Below are 16918 nucleotides of genomic sequence, written 5' to 3'. Positions count from 1 at the left end.
ACCATAGCAAACGGGAATGTCGCCGCCTAATGCAGAGATCGAGCGCTCACCCTTCGGTCGACCGCACCAGCGCGACCAGCTCGTCGCCGTAATGCTCGAGCTTCTTGTCGCCGATCCCGGCGATGCCGCGAAGCTGGTCGAGCGTCGTCGGGCGCACGGCGGCGATGCCGTCGATGGTGGAATCGTGCAGCACGACATAGGCCGGCACGCTGCGCTGCCGCGCCACCTCGGAACGCCAGGCGCGCAGCGCGGCGTGAAGCGTGGGATTGGCGGCCTTGCCCTGGCCGGCCGCCACAGGCGCAAGCTCGCCGCGCCGCGACTTGGAACGGATGGCGCGGTTGCGCGCGCCTTCCGCCTGCTCGCGCAGGAGCACCTCAGTCTCGCCCTTGAGGACGCCGCGCGCGCTCTCCGTCAGTTTCAGCGCGCCGAAAGCCTCGCTGTCGGCCCAAAGATGCCCCATGGCGACGAGCTGGCGCAGCACCGCGCGCCACTGCTTCTCGTTGAGCTCGCGGCCGACGCCGAATACCGAGAGCTGGTCGTGCCCGAACTGCTTGACGCGGTCGGTGAGGCGGCCGACCAGCACGTCGATCAGGTGCATGGCGCCGAAGCGCTGGCCGGTGCGATAGACGCAGGACAGCATCTTCTGCGCCAGGATCTTGCCGTCGCGCACGCGCGGCGGCGACAGGCAATTGTCGCAATTGCCGCAATTCTCTTCCGTCAGCATCTCGCCGAAATAGGCCAGCAGGCGCCGCCTGCGGCAGCCCACGGTTTCCGCCAGTGCCACCAGCGAATCAAGCTTGCCGATCGAGACGCGCTTATAGGCATCCGAGCCGGTGGATTCATCGATCATGCGGCGCTGCTGCACGATGTCGGAGAGGCCATAAGCCATCCACGCGCTTGATGCCTTGCCGTCCCGTCCCGCGCGGCCGGTCTCCTGGTAATAGGCTTCGATGCTCTTGGGCAGATCGAGATGGGCGACGAAGCGCACGTCCGGCTTGTCGATGCCCATGCCGAAAGCAACCGTGGCGACGATGACGATGCCGTCCTCGTTGATGAAGCGATCCTGGTTGCGTGCGCGCACGCTGGGCTCCAGCCCGGCGTGATAAGGCAGCGCCGGGATGCCGGCCGCGCTGAGCGAGGCCGCGACGTCTTCCACCTTGGCGCGCGACAGGCAATAGACCACGCCGGCTTCGCCCGCATGGCGCTCGGTGATGAACGCCTTCAACTGCGTCATCGAATTCACCTTGTCGATGATCTCGTAGCGGATGTTCGGCCGGTCGAAGCTCGAGACGAAGCGCGGTGCGTCGCCAAGCGAAAGCCGCTCTGCGATCTCCTCGCGCGTCAGTTCGTCGGCGGTCGCGGTGAGCGCCATCCGCGGCACGTCGGGAAAGCGCTCAGCGATCACGGAAAGGCCGATATATTCGGGCCGGAAATCATGGCCCCATTGCGAGACGCAATGTGCCTCGTCGATCGCAAACAGTGCGATCTTGGCCTGCGCGAGCAGGCCGAGGCAGCGCGGCGTCACCAGCCGCTCCGGCGCGACATAGAGCAGGTCGAGATCGCCTGCGATCAGGCGGCGTTCGACTTCGCCTGCCTCCTGCGGCGACAGCGTCGAGTTCAGCACGGCCGCGTTGACGCCGGCCTCGGTGAGGCCCGCGACCTGGTCGCGCATCAGCGCGATCAGCGGCGAGACCACGATGCCGCAGCCCTCGCGCAGCAGCGACGGCAACTGGTAGCAGAGCGATTTGCCGCCGCCGGTCGGCATCAGCACCAGGCAATTGCCGCCATCGGTCACATGCCGGACGATCTCTTCCTGCGCGCCCCGGAACGCAGTGAGGCCGAACACGGAATTGAGCACGGCAAGCGCATCCCTGATGTCGCCGGACGCTCGGTTGAGGACAGAATCCATGTCGGTTTCAAACGCAGTCAAGAAGCGGTGATCGGGGGCCCCGCCGGCGAACGATGCCGGGATATCCGTGTTAAAACACGGTCCAACCACAAACTCAAATGGCCGGCATGGCGAGATCGCCACGGATCATCGCAGGCATTGTCGCTGTCGCGCTGGTTGTGGGCGCGGCGGCGGCCTTTGCGATCGTGTGGCGGCGGGCAATTGCCGCGATCGCGCCGCCGTCACCGGCATCCTTCGATCCGGCCGTGGTCAAGCGCGGCCGCGAACTCGCCGCGCTCGGCAATTGCAACAACTGCCACACCCGGCGGGACGGCCAGGATTTTGCCGGCGGCCTGCCGGTGCCGACCCCGTTCGGCGTGGTCTTTTCCTCCAACATCACGCCGGATCCGCAGACCGGCATCGGCCGATGGTCGGAAGCTGCGTTCGGCCGTGCCATGAGCACCGGCGTCAACCGCGAGGGCCAGCATCTCTATCCGACCTTTCCTTATGACCACTTCACCAATGTCACCGACGAGGACGACCGGGCGCTGTATGCGTTCCTGATGACACGGCCGCCGGTGCATGCCGTGGCGCCGCGGAACGAACTCATCTTTCCGCTGGACCAGCGGCCGATCATCGCGGGGTGGAAACTGCTGTTCCTGCGCCGCGAGACGTTCCAGCCGGATCCGGCAAAGGGCGCCGAATGGAACCGCGGCGCCTATCTGGTCGACGGCCTCGCCCATTGCGGCGCCTGTCACACGCCGCGCAATGCGCTGGGCGCCGAGCGCGTCAGCGCGCTGTTTGCCGGGGGCGAGGCTGACAATTGGCACGCTTACGCGCTTAACGACCGCGCGCATGCGCCGGCGCCGTGGAATGCGGAGTCGCTTTACGCCTATTTGCGCAACGGCTGGCATCCCGATCATGGCACCGCACGCGGGCCGATGGCGGAGGTCGTGAGCAACCTTTCCACGGTGCCCGACAGCGACGTGCGCGCCATCGCCATCTATATGGCCGACGTTTCCGGCGCGGCGAAGCCGGAACGCGATCGCGTTGCTGTGCTCGCGCAAGCCGAATCGGCACCTGCACAAGGAGACCCGACGGGTGGGGCGATCTACGCTGCGGCCTGCGCTGCCTGCCATGAATCCGGCCGGCCGCTGCCCTATGGCGGCGTCAACCTTGCGCTGAGCACCGCGGTCACGAGCCCCGATGCCCGCAACCTCGCCAATATCGTTTTGGCCGGCGTTCCGGCGGTGGCGGGCGAACGCAGTCCGATCATGCCGGGGTTCGCCGCCAGCATGACCGACGCGCAGGTCGCTTCGCTCCTCAATTACCTGCGCGCGCGTTTCAGCAAGGAACAGCCGTGGGCCGACGTTGAAAAGACCGTCGCGGATGCGCGCCGCACCCAGACCGCGCTTCTCCAGACGTCCGCCGGCCCGCGCAATGCGCCGGCCGACCCTTCGCAGCGAGACCAGCCATGATGACATTGAAGGTCAACGGCCAGGAAAATCACATCGATGCCGATCCCGATACGCCGCTGCTCTGCGTGCTGCGCGACGATCTGAAGCTCAATGCGGCCAAGTTCGGCTGCGGGCTCGGCCAATGCGGCTCGTGCACCGTCATCGTCGATGGCAAGGCGGTGCTGTCCTGCGTGACGCCGCTGGTGCTGCTCGAAGGCAAGCAGGTGACGACGCTGGAAGGTCTCGGCACCGTGTCCGCGCCGGCGCCGATCCAGCGCGCCTTCATGGAGGAGCAGGCCGCGCAATGCGGCTATTGCATCGCCGGCATGATGATGCGGGCGCAGGCGCTGCTGCTCAGAAATCCAAAGCCGACCGATGCACAGATTCGCGCCGAGCTGCAGCCGAATCTTTGCCGTTGCGGCACCCATATGCGGATCCTGCGCGCGGTGCACCGCGCGGCGCGACTGATGGATACGGCGGATGCATCCGCAAATGAGAGGAGCGGCCAATGAATGCGCCTGTCATCCTCGACCGACGCCGCGTGCTGCAGGGGGGCGGCGCCCTCATCGTCAGCTTCTCGCTAAGCCGTGCGTTCGCGGAAGAAGGGGCGCCGGCGGCTGCGGGACCAACGCGTCCGGGCAGCCTCGCGACCGCGCCCTATCTTGATTCGTGGCTCCGCGTCGACGCCGATGGCCGCATCACCGCCTTCACCGGCAAGGCCGAGCTGGGGCAGGGATTCAAGACGGCGTTCCAGCAGATCGCCGCCGAACAGCTCGACGTGCCTTTTGAGACGATCCACGTCGTCACCGCGGACACGCAACTCACGGCCAATGAGGGCTATACCGCAGGCAGTCACTCGATGCACGATTCCGGCACCGCGATCCTGAACGCCGCCGCGCAGGTGCGCGAACTCCTGATCGCGGAGGCGGCGAGGCGGCTCGGTCTCGCCGGCGAGAGCTTGAAGACCGATAACGGCGCGGTGGTCGCGCCGGACGGCAGGCGGATCACTTACGGTGAACTGGTCGCCGCCGATATGCTCCATGTGCAGGCGCAGCCGCAATCGAAACTGAAGGATCCCGCGACCTTCAAGATCATGGGCCATCCGGTGCCGCGCGTGGACATCCCGGCGAAGGTCACGGGCGGTGAGGCCTATGTGCAGGACATGCGACTGCCCGGCATGGTGCATGCGCGCGTGGTGCGGCCGCCGAGCTATGGCGCGCAGCTCGTCGAATGCGATACCTCGGCCGTCGAGAAACTGCCCAGTGTCGTCAAGGTCGTGCGCGATGGCAATTTCCTCGCCGTCGTCGCGGCCAAGGAATTTCAGGCGATCAAGGCGATGAACGCGCTCGCCGCCGTCACGAAATGGAAGGAAAGCCCGAGCCTGCCGAAGCAGGATGATTTGCTCAATGTGCTCACCAGCCTGCCGTCCCAGAATTCCACGATCCTCAATCGCAGCGATCCCTCCGTCTCCGGCCAAAAGACCCTCGAAGCCACTTACACGCGCCCCTATCAGTCGCACGGCTCGATCGGGCCATCCTGCGCCGTGGCGCATTTCGTTGGCGGCGCGATGACGGTCTGGACGCACACCCAAGGCGTGTACCCCGACCGCCAGGCGATTGCGGAGATGCTGCGCATGCCGCCTGGGAGCGTCCGCCTGATCCATGTCGAGGGCTCCGGCTGCTACGGCCATAACGGCGCCGACGATGTCGCGGCCGACGCCGCCTTGATCGCGCGTGCGCTGCCGGACCGGCCCGTGCGCGTGCAATGGATGCGCGAGCAGGAACACGCCTGGGAGCCGTTCGGGCCGGCGATGGTGACGAAGCTGAAGGCCTCGCTCGACGCCGATGGCCGCATCGCCGACTGGAATTTCGCGGTGTGGAGCAACACCCATTCGATGCGGCCGGGTGGCGCCGGCACGCTGCTCGCCGCGCAGCACATGGCGCAGGCCTTTGCCGTTCCGCCGCCAAAGCCGTTGCCATTGCCGGAAGGCGGCGGCGACCGCAATGCGATCCCGCTCTATACCTTTGCCAACGCGCACGTGGTGCATCATTTCATTCCGGCGATGCCGCTGCGGATTTCGGCGATGCGCGGGCTCGGCGCCTATCACAACGTGTTCTCGATCGAGAGTTTCATGGACGAGCTTGCGGGGCTCGCCGACGCCGATCCGGTCGAGTTTCGCCTGCGGCATCTCGAGGATCGGCGCGGACGCGATGTCATCGAAAAGGCCGCGCAGGAATTTGGCTGGAGGCGGGATCAGAAACCGCAAGCCGGTCGCGGCTACGGCTTTGCCTTCGCCCGTTACAAGAACCTTGCGGCCTATTGTGCCATCGCAACCGAAGTCGAGGTGGTCAGCGAGACCGGGCGCGCGCGGCTGTTGCGCGCGGTCGCCGCTGTCGATTCCGGGCAGGTCGTCAATCCGGACGGGCTGACCAACCAGATCGAGGGCGCGATCATGCAATCGATGAGCTGGACGCTGTATGAGAGCGTGAGCTTCGACGACACCAGGATCACCAGCATCGATTGGCAGACCTATCCGATCCTGCGCTTCGACGCGGTGCCTGACCGCATCGACGTCTACATCATCAACCGCCCCGGCCAGCCGTTCCTCGGCAGCGGCGAGACCGGCCAGGGCCCCGCCGCAGCCTCGATCGCCAACGCCATTGCCCACGCCACCGGCAAACGCCTGCGCAACCTGCCTCTGACCCGCAAGCGCATCAAGGACGCGATCGACGCGTGAGGCTGCTCCGGCTTCGCCTCACATGTGCAGCCAGCCCGTAGCCCGGATGGAGCGAAGCGCAATCCGGGGTCTTTGCCGGCCGGCACGAGCGGTCCCGGATTGCGCTTCGCTTCATCCGGGCTACAAGGCCCGATCTACTGATACGTCGCGACGATATCGGACACCGCGCGTTCGAGCTGTTGGGCGGTGGCGCATTGGCGTACCACGCTGCAGAAGGTCGCGTAACGCGGCATCTCGGAATCGCCGAAGCCCCAGGTCATGCGTCCCTCGGGGTTGAGCCAGACCAGGCGTTTCGAGCGCTCGGCGATGCGGCGCAGGATGTCGGCGCGCGGATCGAGATTGTTGCTGCGGGCATCGCCGAGCACGATCACGGTGGTCTGCGGCGTGATCGTGTCCATCCAGCCCTTCTCGAAATCGGCAAGCGAATTGCCGTAGTCGGAGGAGCCGAAGCCGACCTTGGACATGATCTCGGCCATCGCCGCCTCAGGCGATTTCTCCTCCAATATGTCGCTCACCTCGATCAGATGGCCGGAGAAGGCAAAAGAGCGGACGTCGTCGACCACTTCGTGCAGCGAGTGGATCAACAGCAGGAAGAAATCGGACACCCGCGCGACCGAGCCGGAGACGTCGCAGAGCGCGACGATCTTCGGCCGGTCGCGGTGCTTGCGCTTCCAGGCGGTGAGGAAAGGCACGCCGCCCCAGGCCGCGTTTCGCCGCAGCGTGCGGCGGACGTCGAGATGGCCGCGGCGCTGGCGCTTGCGTGGTTTGGAGTAGCGTTCGCGCAGGCGGCGCGCGATCTGGCGGATCAGTGCGCGCATCTGCTCGACCTGGCGCGGCTCGATCCGGGCGAGCGGCGCATTGCGCAGGATCTCGTTGCGCAGGTTCTCGGTCTCCTCGCGGCCATAGAGCAGCAGCGCCTGCGAGACCGTGTCGCGGACGGTGCCGCGCAATCCGTCAAGCGCCGCCTGCAGCCGTTCGGCCAGCGCCGGGTTGGTCGCGGTCAGATTGTCGAGATCGTCGCGCAGACGCTGGATGCCCATGGCGTCCAGGATACGGCCCGAGAAGATGCCGCGCTGGGTGAAGTATCGGATGTTGGAAAGCGAGGCCGCGCCCGAGGCATTGGCGATCGCCGCCGATATCGCGTTGCGATCCTGCGACAGCAGCATCTGCGCGAGGGGGCCTAGATTCTCGGCTTGCTCGCCGCCGCCGCTTTCGCTTGAAGAATCGGAGCCGGCGTCGGAATCCGCCTGTTCCGAATTGTCTGCCTTGTTCTCTTCCGCCGTATCCTGCGCCGGCTCGGGCTGGCTGAAGAACAGATCAAAACATTCGCCGAGCGCGCGCTTCTCGTCCTGCGACTTGGCGAGCGTCAGCAGGAAGGTGTCGCGCAGGACGCCGCGATCGGCAAAGCCGACCTTTGAGACCGCGCGCATCGCATCGATACTTTCGGCGGGCGAGACCCGGACCCCGGCTCCGCGCGCGGCACGAAGGAACCGATGCAGGTTCTCGCGCATAGCGTCTACCCGAACACGCCCTGCCGCGACGCCTTGGCGATGAAGGTGGTGAGTTGCGGCTTCGCGGCCTCGATGTCGGCCTCGTATTTGAGCAGGACGTTCAGCGTATCCCTGACGATCTCGTGGTCGAGCTCGGTCGCCTGCAGCAGCACCAGCACGCGCGCCCAATCAATGGCCTCGCTCACCGACGGCAATTTCTTCAGGTCGAGGGTGCGGATCTCGTGGATGAAGCCGACCATCTGTCGGCGCAGCGTCTGCGAGATGCCAGGCACGCGGCTCTCGACGATGCGCTCTTCCAGCTTCTGTTCGGGGAAACCGATATGCAGATGCAGGCAGCGCCGCTTCAGGGCGTCGCCGAGATCGCGCTCGCTGTTGGAGGTCAGGATCACGGTCGGCGGCGCGATCGCCGAAACCGTACCGAGCTCGGGAATGGTGACCTGGAAATCGCTGAGGATTTCGAGGAGCAGCGACTCGAACTCGGCGTCCGATTTGTCGATCTCGTCGATCAGCAGCACGCAGCCCGCCGGCTGCTCCAATGCTTGCAACAGCGGCCGCGGCTCGACGAATTCCTTGGAGAAGAACACATCGCCGAAGGCGTGGAGCTGGTCGAGCGCCTGATGCAGCGTCTGCGCGCCGCCCAGCACCTCACCGAGCTTGTCCTTCAAGATCTGCGTATAGAGGAGCTGTTTTGCATACTTCCACTCATACAGCGCCTTGGCCTCATCGAGCCCCTCGTAGCACTGCAGGCGGATCATCTTCATGCCGCGCCAGGCGGCGATCGCCTTCGCCAGCTCAGTCTTGCCGACGCCCGCGGGGCCTTCGACCAGGATCGGTTTCTCGATCTCTTGCGACAGATAAACCGCGGTCGCGATTTGCCGGCTCGCGATATAGCCTTGCGCGGCGAGACCGCTTTCGACGGCCTCGATCGAGGCCGCAGGCCGATTGTCAGCCACCGATGTAAGCTCCGGATTTGCCTTGGTGCATCAGATTGTTCTGCCTGCCTTGGCCGCAAAGCACAAGGCTCGTTTGCGTGAGGGCAGGCCCGGTTCCGGCATTTTCCGCCTAGCGATATTTGTTCTCGATCGGGGAGCGAACTCACCTCGCCCCGCCTGCGGGGAGAGGTCGGATCGCATCGCAGATGCGATCCGGGTGAGGGGGACTCTCCGCGAGTCCATCTGTCACTGTGATCGCGGAGACAGCCCCTCACCCCAACCCTCTCCCCGCGAAGGGCGGGGAGAGGGAGAGTCCGTGCCTAGCGCAATACCAGTCCGGTTGCCGCCTCCAGCTCTGAAATCGCCTGGTCCGCGCTCACGACCTTGATCGTGGTCATGCCCATCTCGCGGGCCGGCTTCAGGTTGACGCCGAGATCGTCGAGATAGACGCAATTGTTCGGATCGACCTTCAGCGTTTCCACCATCAGCTTGTAAATGCGCGGATCCGGCTTGCGCAGGCCGATCTTGGCGGATTCGATCACGTGATCGAACAGCGCCATCACCTCCGCGACATAGAGCGTGCGGCCGCTTCTGCTCCCGATCGCGTTCGCCGGCAGGTTGTTGGTGATGCAGCCGGTCTTGAATTGGGCCTTGATGCGCTTCAGCGCTTCCACCATGTCCGGGCGCAGGTCGCCCTGCAGCAGCGGCAGCACGTCCCGGCCGCGCACCTCGGCGCCGAGCGCGAGCGATTCGGCGGCGAACAGCGCATCGAAGGTCTCGATGTCGACCTCGGCGCGCTCGAACTTGGCCCAGGCGTTTTCCAGGTGGTTGGCGGCGTTGGTGCGGCGGATGATGTCGGCGGGCAGGCCGCGCTCGGTCTCGAATCGGGTGAACGCCTCGAACGGCGAGGTGGTCAAGACGCCGCCGAAATCCCAGATCACTGCCTCGATCATTTCCTGCTGCCTGCCGTTATGTTTGTTGACGAGCGGCTAACACGGATCGATCCGGGGAGCCAGCCTGAAACCGGCGGCTTGGCGACGCGCGCGACGCAAGCTATTGCTGTGCTCATGAAAGCCTTGCACGCGATATCAGCAGCGCTCGCGCTGCTTGCTTCCACGCCGGCCTCCGCCATTGTCGGCGGCGGCGTTCCGTCCGCCGAAGGCGTCGGCCGCTCCATCGTCACCATCGTCGGCTCGCGCGGCAATTTCTGCACCGGCGCACTGATCGCACCGAAGGTGGTGCTCACGGCGGCGCATTGCGTGCAGCCCGGCGCGGACTACAAGATCGTCGAATATGGCCCGGACCGGCAGCCGCAATTGAAGGACGTCAAGAGCATCGCGATCCATCCCACGTTCAGGATGGACGCCATGACCTCCCATCGCGCCACTGCCGACGTGGCGCTGCTGCAGCTTGCAGCGCCCGCTGCCGGCAAGGCGCCTGCGGCGCTCGGCGCGCCCAACATTCCGGTCGTCGTCGGCAGCCGCTTCACCATCGCGGGCATCGGCGTCACCGTGCGCGGCGACGGCAAAAGCGGCGGCATGGTCCGCGTCGCCGGGCTGATTGCGACCGGCCAGCCGGGCACGCTGCAGATCCGCCTGGTCGATCCGCTCAGTCAGGGCGCGCGCGACGGGCTTGGCGCCTGCACCGGCGATTCCGGCGGGCCGGTGTTCGAGGACAAGCAAACGGGCCCGGCGATCGTCGGCGTCATTAGCTGGTCAACGGGGCCGAACAATTCCGCCGGTTGCGGCGGCATCACCGGCGTGACGCCACTGACGCTGTATCGCGATTGGATCTTGCAGACCGCGCGGCAATGGGGCGCGGCGTTTTGATGCGACTTCGTAGGGTGGGCAAAGCGCAGCGTGCCCACCATTCACGGTCGGTGCAAGTAAAGGTGGGCACGCTTCGCCTTGCCCACCCTACAACCCGGCCATCATTGCCGGGCTTGACGCGGCAATCCATCCTCCCCCGCAAGACTCATTTCTTGATGGATGCGCGGGTCAAGCCCGCGCATGACGAGAGGCGATCAATGCCCCGCCGCCTTGTTCGCAGCGGCGTTGTTCAGCACGATCAGCGCATCCACGGCGATGCCGAGCTTCGTGTTGATCAGGAACGGATTGATGTCGATCGAGGCGATGCGGTTGCCGGCGTCGGCGATCAGGTTGGAGAGCCCGACCAGGGCCTTCACCGCGGAGGCCTCGTGCAGTGCCGGCTTGCCGCGATAGCCCTTCAGCTTGATGCCGGCTTTTGTCTTCGCGATGAGCTGCTTTGCCTCTTCCGCATCGATCGGTGCACCGGCGAGTGCGACGTCCTTCAATAATTCGATATCGACGCCGCCGGTGCCGAACAGCACCACCGGCCCCATCTCGGCATCGAGCGAGGCGCCGACCACGAGCTCAAGATCGGCGTTGACCTGCTGGGCGATCAGGATGCCCTCGAGCTTCGGTTTGTTCTTGAGCTTTTTAACCCGCGCCGTGATCTCATTGAACGCCTTCTTCACCTCTGCCGCGCTGTTGAGGTTCAGCACCACGCCGCCGATATCGGACTTGTGCAGGATATCAGGGCTGACCACCTTCGCGACCACGGGAAAGCCGATCTTCCGGGCAATGGTCGCCGCCTCCGTCGCCGTCTGCGCGAGCTCCTCCTTCGAGATCGGAATGCCGTAAGCCTTGAGCAGCTTTTTCGAGGCGACCTCGTCGAGCGCCGCGGCGCCGTTGGCGCCGTTCAGCGCCTTCTCCAGCATCGCGCGCGCGGATGCCGTCGAGCTCGAGACGATGTCAGGCACTTCCTTGCGGAGCTGCGCGTATTCGATCAGCGCCTTGATCGCACCGACCGCGCGGTCGAGCCCCTGCAGCACGGCGATGTCAGGCAACGTCTTGCGCAGCGCCTTGGTGTGCTCGGTGAAGCCGATCGACATCGCGCTGATATAAATCACGGGCTTGCCGGCCTGGCCGGCCATCTCGTTGACGATGCGAAGATTGCGCTCGCGCAGTTCATGCGGCGCCTTCGGCAGTTCGGCATCGATGATCACGATATCGGTGTCGGGATCGTCGATCATGATCTTGATCGACTTCATGTAGACGGAGGGATCGACCACGGCGGCAAAGCCGGCGTCCAGCGGATTGCCGACAATGCTGCCGGGGCCAAGCATCTTCGCGAGCTGTTCGGTCGCGTTCGGGCTGAGCGGCGCGAAATTCAGTCCGGCCGAATAGAACGCGTCGATCAGCAGCCCGCGCTTGCCGCCGGACAGCGACACCGCGGCGAGCCGGTTGCCCTTCGGCAGATCGGCATGCACGAAGCATTCGGTGGTCTCGATCAATTCATCCAGGCCGCGGACGCGGATCACGCCCTCGCGGGTCGAGATCGCGTCAAAGGTCTCGATCGAGCCGGCGAGCGCGCCGGTATGCGCCATCGCCGCGGCGCGGCCGCCTTCGGAGGCGCCGAGCTTCAGCGCGATCACCGGCTTGCCGGCGGCGCGAGCGGCCTTGCAGGCATCGCGGAACGCCTTCGTGTTTCGCACGCCTTCCAGGTAGACCACGATGATGCGAACGCTCGGATCGGCGGCGAAATAGTTCATCAGGTCGGGTGTGGTCAGCCCGCTCTCATTGCCGGTCGTCACCATGTAGCCGACACCGACGCCGCGATCCTCCAGCGTCTGGCGGATCGCCATCACGATCGCACCGGATTGGCCGGCGATCGCCACCGGTCCGGCTTCCATGGTGACGATGCGGTCGTCGATATTGGTGAAGAGGTTTTCGCCGGCGCTCAAGTTTCCCAGGCAATTGGGTCCAGTCACCGCAAGCCCGGTCTCCTGCACCGCCTGTTTCAATTCCACCGCGAGCCGTTGGCTTTCTTCGTCCTGCAACTCGCTGAAGCCAGAGGTGACGATGGTGGCGGAGCGCGCGCCGGCGGCGGCCGCATCGCGGATCACCTGCACCGCAAAGCGCGCCGGCACCAGCACCAGCACATGATCAGGCTTGTCGGGGAGGCTCGCAAAATCCTTGTAGCAGGTGACGCCCCAGATCGTCTCGCGCTTGGTGTTTACGGGATAAAGCCCGCCGCGATATCCGTATTTGATCAGGTTGTTCCAGATCCGCTCGGCGTAATTACCGGGCTTGTCCGTGGCGCCAACCAGCACGATGTTGCGCGGGTGCAGCATCGCATGGATCCGCTTGACCACGTCGCTGGCATCACGCGACGGCGACCATTTCTCTGTCGGAGCGGATGCGGGGCTGAACTGTGCTTCCATGGACCTCGCCTTGTCGTTTCCTGCGGCGCTGCAGCGAACACCGTGCGCCATGTTTTTTGTTATTTCTATTGGGGCTTGCCGAGCGTGGCAACTCACACTGGCTGCATGCCGCTACGCGTTGATGCGATATCCCACCGCACGGACAATATTCACGGTGTTGTCATCCGCGAGGGGCCGGATTCGATCATCGTCGCGCGCAGCAGATAGCGTTCCGGCCCCGATGTCAGCGCGTCGAATGGCCAGCAGGTCGAGAGCACCAGCTCATATCCGCTCGACAATGGATCGATGCCGGAGGCATCGAAGCGCACCACCGAGCTGGCGTCGGCGCGATAGCGGAAGGTCTTGCCATCGCTGCGGGTGACGTCGATCTCGTCGCCGATCACGACGTCCTTCAGGAAGCGGAAATGGGTGTCGCGATGCGCGGAATAGACGGCAACGCCGCGTTCGCCGGCCTCGGGTGTGAGCTCGACTTGGCCCGGGCCGAACGCGAGCGCCTGGCCGCTCGACCCCGCGAGCACGATGGCACTGGCATTGAGCCGCTTCACCTCGATGCGCGCGACCGGCCAGGTGTCGGCCCATGACCACGGTTTTGTCGGATGCCCGGTGGCGATGGTTTGGGTGAAGGCACGTTCGAGCAGCACCTGCGCGAGGAGGGCTTTGGCGTGGATGTAGGCGCCTTGGCCGAACAGGATTAGGCCGAGGAGGGCGAGGAGGAGAGGGGCAAGGAAACGCGGCATTTGACCGATACTCCGACGTCATTGCGAGGAGCGCAGCGACGAAGCAACCCATCTCTCCACAAGCGGTGACATGGATTGCTTCGCTGCGCTCGCAATGACGCGTGTGGAAAGAGTCGCGCGCGGCCCTCGGGGACGGGAGGCCGCGCGCGCCAAGAGGAGGTGGGGGCGCCTCCTCTTTTCATTCGGCATCAGCGGGCGAAGTTCCGACGCCGGATGAATGCGAACAGGAGCAGGCTCAGCGTGAGCAGGATCGCGCCGGCGATCATCTTCAGTTCGGCGTCGGTCGCGGTCTTCGGCAGCTTGATCGCGTCGGGCGCCTGCACCACCGCCGGGCGCTTCAGGGCTGCGACCTGCACCCGTCCATCGCCTTCCACGCGCCGCTCGGTCGGTGCCGCCGGCAATTGCGGGCGCTCGCCGAAGACTTTCGCGAAATCCCAGCCCGCGGGCAGGTTGAGCGGCAGTTCACTCACTTTCAGCGGCTCGCCGTCGGGCCGGCTTGGGGTCTTGTCGACCGCAACCAGGCTGGTCAGCCGCGTCACGAGCTGATGCTCGAGCGCCAGCGCTAGGATGGTTTTGTCGGCGTCCTCAGGACTCGCCTGCCGCGTGGTGCGCGCAACCTCGGCGTCGTCGATCTTGCGCCGCGCCCACAGCTTCGACAGGCCCTTGCCTTCGGCGGCGTTCGCCAGCGGCAGCGTCACGAGCCAGGGGCGGTCGCCGATGCGGCCCTTGATCTCGACGGAGCCCGCGAGCTTGTCGAGTTTGGCCGCCAGCACCAGCGGCTCGCCGCGATAGAGGTCGGGAAGGATCGCCGGCGTAACCTCGGCATGTGCGTCGGAGAATTTGGCGGAGAGACTGGTCACCGCGGGATTCTCGAGCTTCGCGAACAGCGAGCGCATGCGCTCCTCGACCTGGTCGGTGGAGCCGATATGGGTGAAGGCGCCGCGGCCGAGCTCGGCGGCGCGCGTCATCAGATAGGTGTTGGGCGCCGAGCCGATGCCGACCATGAAGATGCGGGAGCGGCCGCGCATCGCCGTGATCGTCTCGAACAATTGCTGTTCGTTGCCGATGGCGCCATCGGTCAGGAACACCACCTGGCGGACATGATCGGAATCGCTGTTCGAGCGATCCGTCAGCGCCGCCCGCATCGCCGGCACCATCTCGGTGCCGCCATTGGCCTGCAGCGCGCTCACGAAGGCGGTGGCGCGGCCGAGATGCTCGCTGTCCGCCGGCACCGCCGATGGGAACAGCACGTCCATGGTGTTGTCGAAACGGATCACGTTGAAACGATCGTTCGGCTGCAGCCGGCCGAGCGCGTAAGTCAGGCTCGCTTTCGCCTGCACGATCGAGGTGCCGCCCATGGAGCCGGAATTGTCGATCACGAAGATCACTTCGCGCGGCCGTGGCTTCTGCTCGGCCTGCTCGACGGCAGGCGGGGTAACGAACGCGAGCAGATAGTCGGCGTCGCCGACATGCTCGCGGAACAGCCCGACCGACGGAGCCTTCTCGGCGGCAGGCTTCCAGGTCAGCTCGAAATCGCGGTCCGCAGGCACCGGACCATCGGCGAGCTTGATGATCCGCGTCGCGTCGTCAATGCTCTCGAGGTTGACGGTGTGATGATGGCTCTTCACCTCGCCGAGCGGGAAGCCGGCCTGCAGGCGCACGGTGACCTTGGTCGGATTGACGGGCGCATGCTCGGCCGGGTCGAGCACCGGCGGCGTGATGCGGTCGCGATCCGGAACGGGATCAGCCTTCGTCGCACCCCAGCCGCCGCCATCGGGACGGAGGTCGACGCTCTGCACGATCGGCGCGGGATTGTAGCGCGGCGCCACCACCATCGGCACGCGCAGGGAGAATTCGTTGCCGGACTGCTGCACTGGCTCCTGGTATTCGATCTGCACCAGCACGGTCTCGCCCGGGCCGATATTGGCAACCGAGTTGGTGAAGATGTTGGGTCGCTCCTGTTCGGTCAGCGCGGCCTTCTGGCCGTTCTGCTTGGCCTGCTCATAGATGATGCGCGCCTGCTTGCGCTCCTTGATATCGCCGACCACGATGCGATCGCCGACCACCATCTTCAGCGTGTCGACCGCGCCGCCTGCCGGCAGCGGATAGACGTAAACCGCTTCAACCCAGTCCTTGGTCGGGTTGCGGAAGATCTGCGTGACGCGGGCGCGGACGGTCGGGCCTGACACCGTGAGGTCGACATCGGTGCCGAGCCTGACGGCATCGTCATATCCCTCGTCGGTCTTCAGCAGCAGCGAGCCGGAACGGGCGTCGCCCGGCTTGATGAACGCTGCCGGCGGCTTGATCTCTACCGACCACGCCGGCGCGAAGTTCACAAACAATGCCGCGAACCCGATGATGAGCGCGGCAACGCCTTCCACCACGAAAAACAGCGCTATCCGCATCTTGCGCGACAGGCGCGGGCGGCTGGTCACGATACAATCGTACGTCGTCATTTCCTTCTCCCGAGGAACGTCTTGGACGTGCAAAATCTTCGGGAAAGTGCCTCGAGGCGCGAGCAGAATGATCGGCATTGTTCAGCCGCCGCCGGGCGCCGCACGCCGCGCTGTCGGCGGCTTTGTGCGGTTTTGTGCTGAAATGTGCGGTCTGGTAGAGTCGGCGTGAATCAGCATGGGGTGACGATGCCGACGCCGGACAAGCAGCTCTCCGAAGAACAAAGCCGGCAGATCGCGGAGCTGATCCGCGAGGAACTGGCGCGCCGGCGTATCTCGCGGCAGGCGCTGGCCGAGCAGGCCAAGCTCAGCCTCTCGACATTGGAGAAGGTACTGGGCGGACGCCGCCCGTTCACGCTGCAGACCACGGTGCGGCTGGAACAGGCGCTCGGCGTCTCCTTGCGCAAGGTCCAGCCGGCGCCGGCGATTCCGGTGGCCAATGGCGAAGTCGCGCCCGACGGGTTAGGGGCGTATTCGCGGCGGGCGGTGCAGTGGATCGAGGGCACCTATCTTACGGTCAGGCCCTCCTTCGGGGCCAAGGACGCGGTCTATGCCTATCGCACCGAGATCGCCTGGGACGACGCCGTCTCGTCGCTGATTTTTCGCGAGGGCGAACGGCTGGATGCCGCCTACACCCAGTTCGGCGAAGTCGCCGTGCCCAACCAATCCGGCTTCGTCTATCTCGTCACCAACCGGCACGGCCAGCATCGCCTGATCACGGTGTCCAGGCCGCGCAACACCGGCGAGATGTACGGCATCATCACGACACTGCTCGCCGGCCGAGGCTCGCTGCTGACGCCGATCGCTGCACCAATCGCATTCGTGCCGATCAAGAATATCGCCAATCCCTCGGTCGGGCGGGTGTCACCGGACGATGAAAACTACGCGCTCTACCGCGAGCACCTCTGCCGCACCATCGACGAGCCGTTCGCGATTTTTCTGCCGGGTTAGCGTCGC

12 protein-coding genes are annotated in these 16918 nt (G+C 65.5%); 5 read left to right on the top strand and 7 right to left on the bottom strand.

The genetic code is table 11. The features are described 5' to 3' along the window. Window positions 1–46: 46 nt before the first annotated feature. On the bottom strand, window positions 47–1909 hold the full coding sequence (recQ, locus tag ACZYOF_RS12920) for a DNA helicase RecQ (RefSeq protein ID WP_463715981.1): 1863 nt from the start codon (window positions 1907–1909) through the stop codon (window positions 47–49). A 107-nt stretch (window positions 1910–2016) separates the two neighbouring features. On the opposite strand from recQ, the gene ACZYOF_RS12915 reads away from it, so the two are divergent. Genes ACZYOF_RS12915 through ACZYOF_RS12905 form a run of 3 tightly spaced genes read left to right on the top strand, consistent with a single transcriptional unit; the run spans window position 2017 to window position 6082 of the window. After that, window positions 2017–3366, top strand: coding sequence for a c-type cytochrome (locus ACZYOF_RS12915; protein ID WP_463715980.1), 1350 nt, complete (start codon window positions 2017–2019; stop codon window positions 3364–3366). Next, on the top strand, window positions 3363–3857 hold the full coding sequence (locus ACZYOF_RS12910) for a (2Fe-2S)-binding protein (RefSeq protein WP_463715979.1): 495 nt from the start codon (window positions 3363–3365) through the stop codon (window positions 3855–3857). Before ACZYOF_RS12915 ends, ACZYOF_RS12910 begins: the two co-directional genes overlap by 4 nt. Beyond that, window positions 3854–6082, top strand: a complete 2229-nt coding sequence (locus ACZYOF_RS12905) for a xanthine dehydrogenase family protein molybdopterin-binding subunit (RefSeq protein WP_463715978.1) — start codon at window positions 3854–3856, stop codon at window positions 6080–6082. The genes ACZYOF_RS12910 and ACZYOF_RS12905 overlap by 4 nt, the downstream gene beginning before the upstream one ends. A gap of 134 nt (window positions 6083–6216) precedes the next feature. Here ACZYOF_RS12905 and ACZYOF_RS12900 read toward each other — a convergent pair whose 3' ends face one another. The 3 genes from ACZYOF_RS12900 to ACZYOF_RS12890 form a co-directional block, all read right to left on the bottom strand. Further along, window positions 6217–7593 carry a vWA domain-containing protein gene (locus ACZYOF_RS12900; protein WP_463715977.1) on the bottom strand — a complete coding sequence of 459 codons (1377 nt, stop codon included), beginning with the start codon at window positions 7591–7593 and terminating at the stop codon, window positions 6217–6219. A 5-nt stretch (window positions 7594–7598) separates the two neighbouring features. Beyond that, window positions 7599–8546 carry an AAA family ATPase gene (locus ACZYOF_RS12895; protein WP_463715976.1) on the bottom strand — a complete coding sequence of 316 codons (948 nt, stop codon included), beginning with the start codon at window positions 8544–8546 and terminating at the stop codon, window positions 7599–7601. 299 nt (window positions 8547–8845) lie between these two features. Next, entirely contained in the window at window positions 8846–9478 is a 633-nt protein-coding gene (locus ACZYOF_RS12890) for an HAD-IA family hydrolase (RefSeq protein ID WP_463715975.1), read from the bottom strand. A gap of 114 nt (window positions 9479–9592) precedes the next feature. Here ACZYOF_RS12890 and ACZYOF_RS12885 point away from each other — a divergent pair, with 114 nt between their 5' ends. Then, the gene (locus ACZYOF_RS12885) at window positions 9593–10354 is read left to right on the top strand and encodes a S1 family peptidase (protein ID WP_463715974.1); all 762 of its coding nucleotides are present in this window, start codon (window positions 9593–9595) and stop codon (window positions 10352–10354) included. 194 nt (window positions 10355–10548) lie between these two features. Here ACZYOF_RS12885 and ACZYOF_RS12880 read toward each other — a convergent pair whose 3' ends face one another. From ACZYOF_RS12880 to ACZYOF_RS12870, 3 genes are all read right to left on the bottom strand, one after another. Beyond that, window positions 10549–12771, bottom strand: coding sequence for an acetate--CoA ligase family protein (locus tag ACZYOF_RS12880; RefSeq protein ID WP_463715973.1), 2223 nt, complete (start codon window positions 12769–12771; stop codon window positions 10549–10551). 149 nt (window positions 12772–12920) lie between these two features. Further along, on the bottom strand, window positions 12921–13508 hold the full coding sequence (locus ACZYOF_RS12875) for a class GN sortase (RefSeq protein WP_130583760.1): 588 nt from the start codon (window positions 13506–13508) through the stop codon (window positions 12921–12923). Window positions 13509–13696: 188 nt separating this feature from the next. After that, a complete protein-coding gene (locus ACZYOF_RS12870; RefSeq protein WP_463715972.1) occupies window positions 13697–15964 on the bottom strand; it encodes a marine proteobacterial sortase target protein in 2268 nt (755 codons plus the stop codon). Between the two features lie 186 nt (window positions 15965–16150). On the opposite strand from ACZYOF_RS12870, the gene ACZYOF_RS12865 reads away from it, so the two are divergent. Next, window positions 16151–16912: a helix-turn-helix domain-containing protein gene (locus ACZYOF_RS12865; protein WP_463715999.1), complete on the top strand. Its 762-nt coding sequence runs from the start codon at window positions 16151–16153 to the stop codon at window positions 16910–16912. Window positions 16913–16918 lie beyond the last annotated feature (6 nt).

This window comes from Bradyrhizobium sp. LeoA1Lang, assembly GCF_055413685.1.
This window is presented reverse-complemented; position numbering and strand designations above follow the sequence as displayed.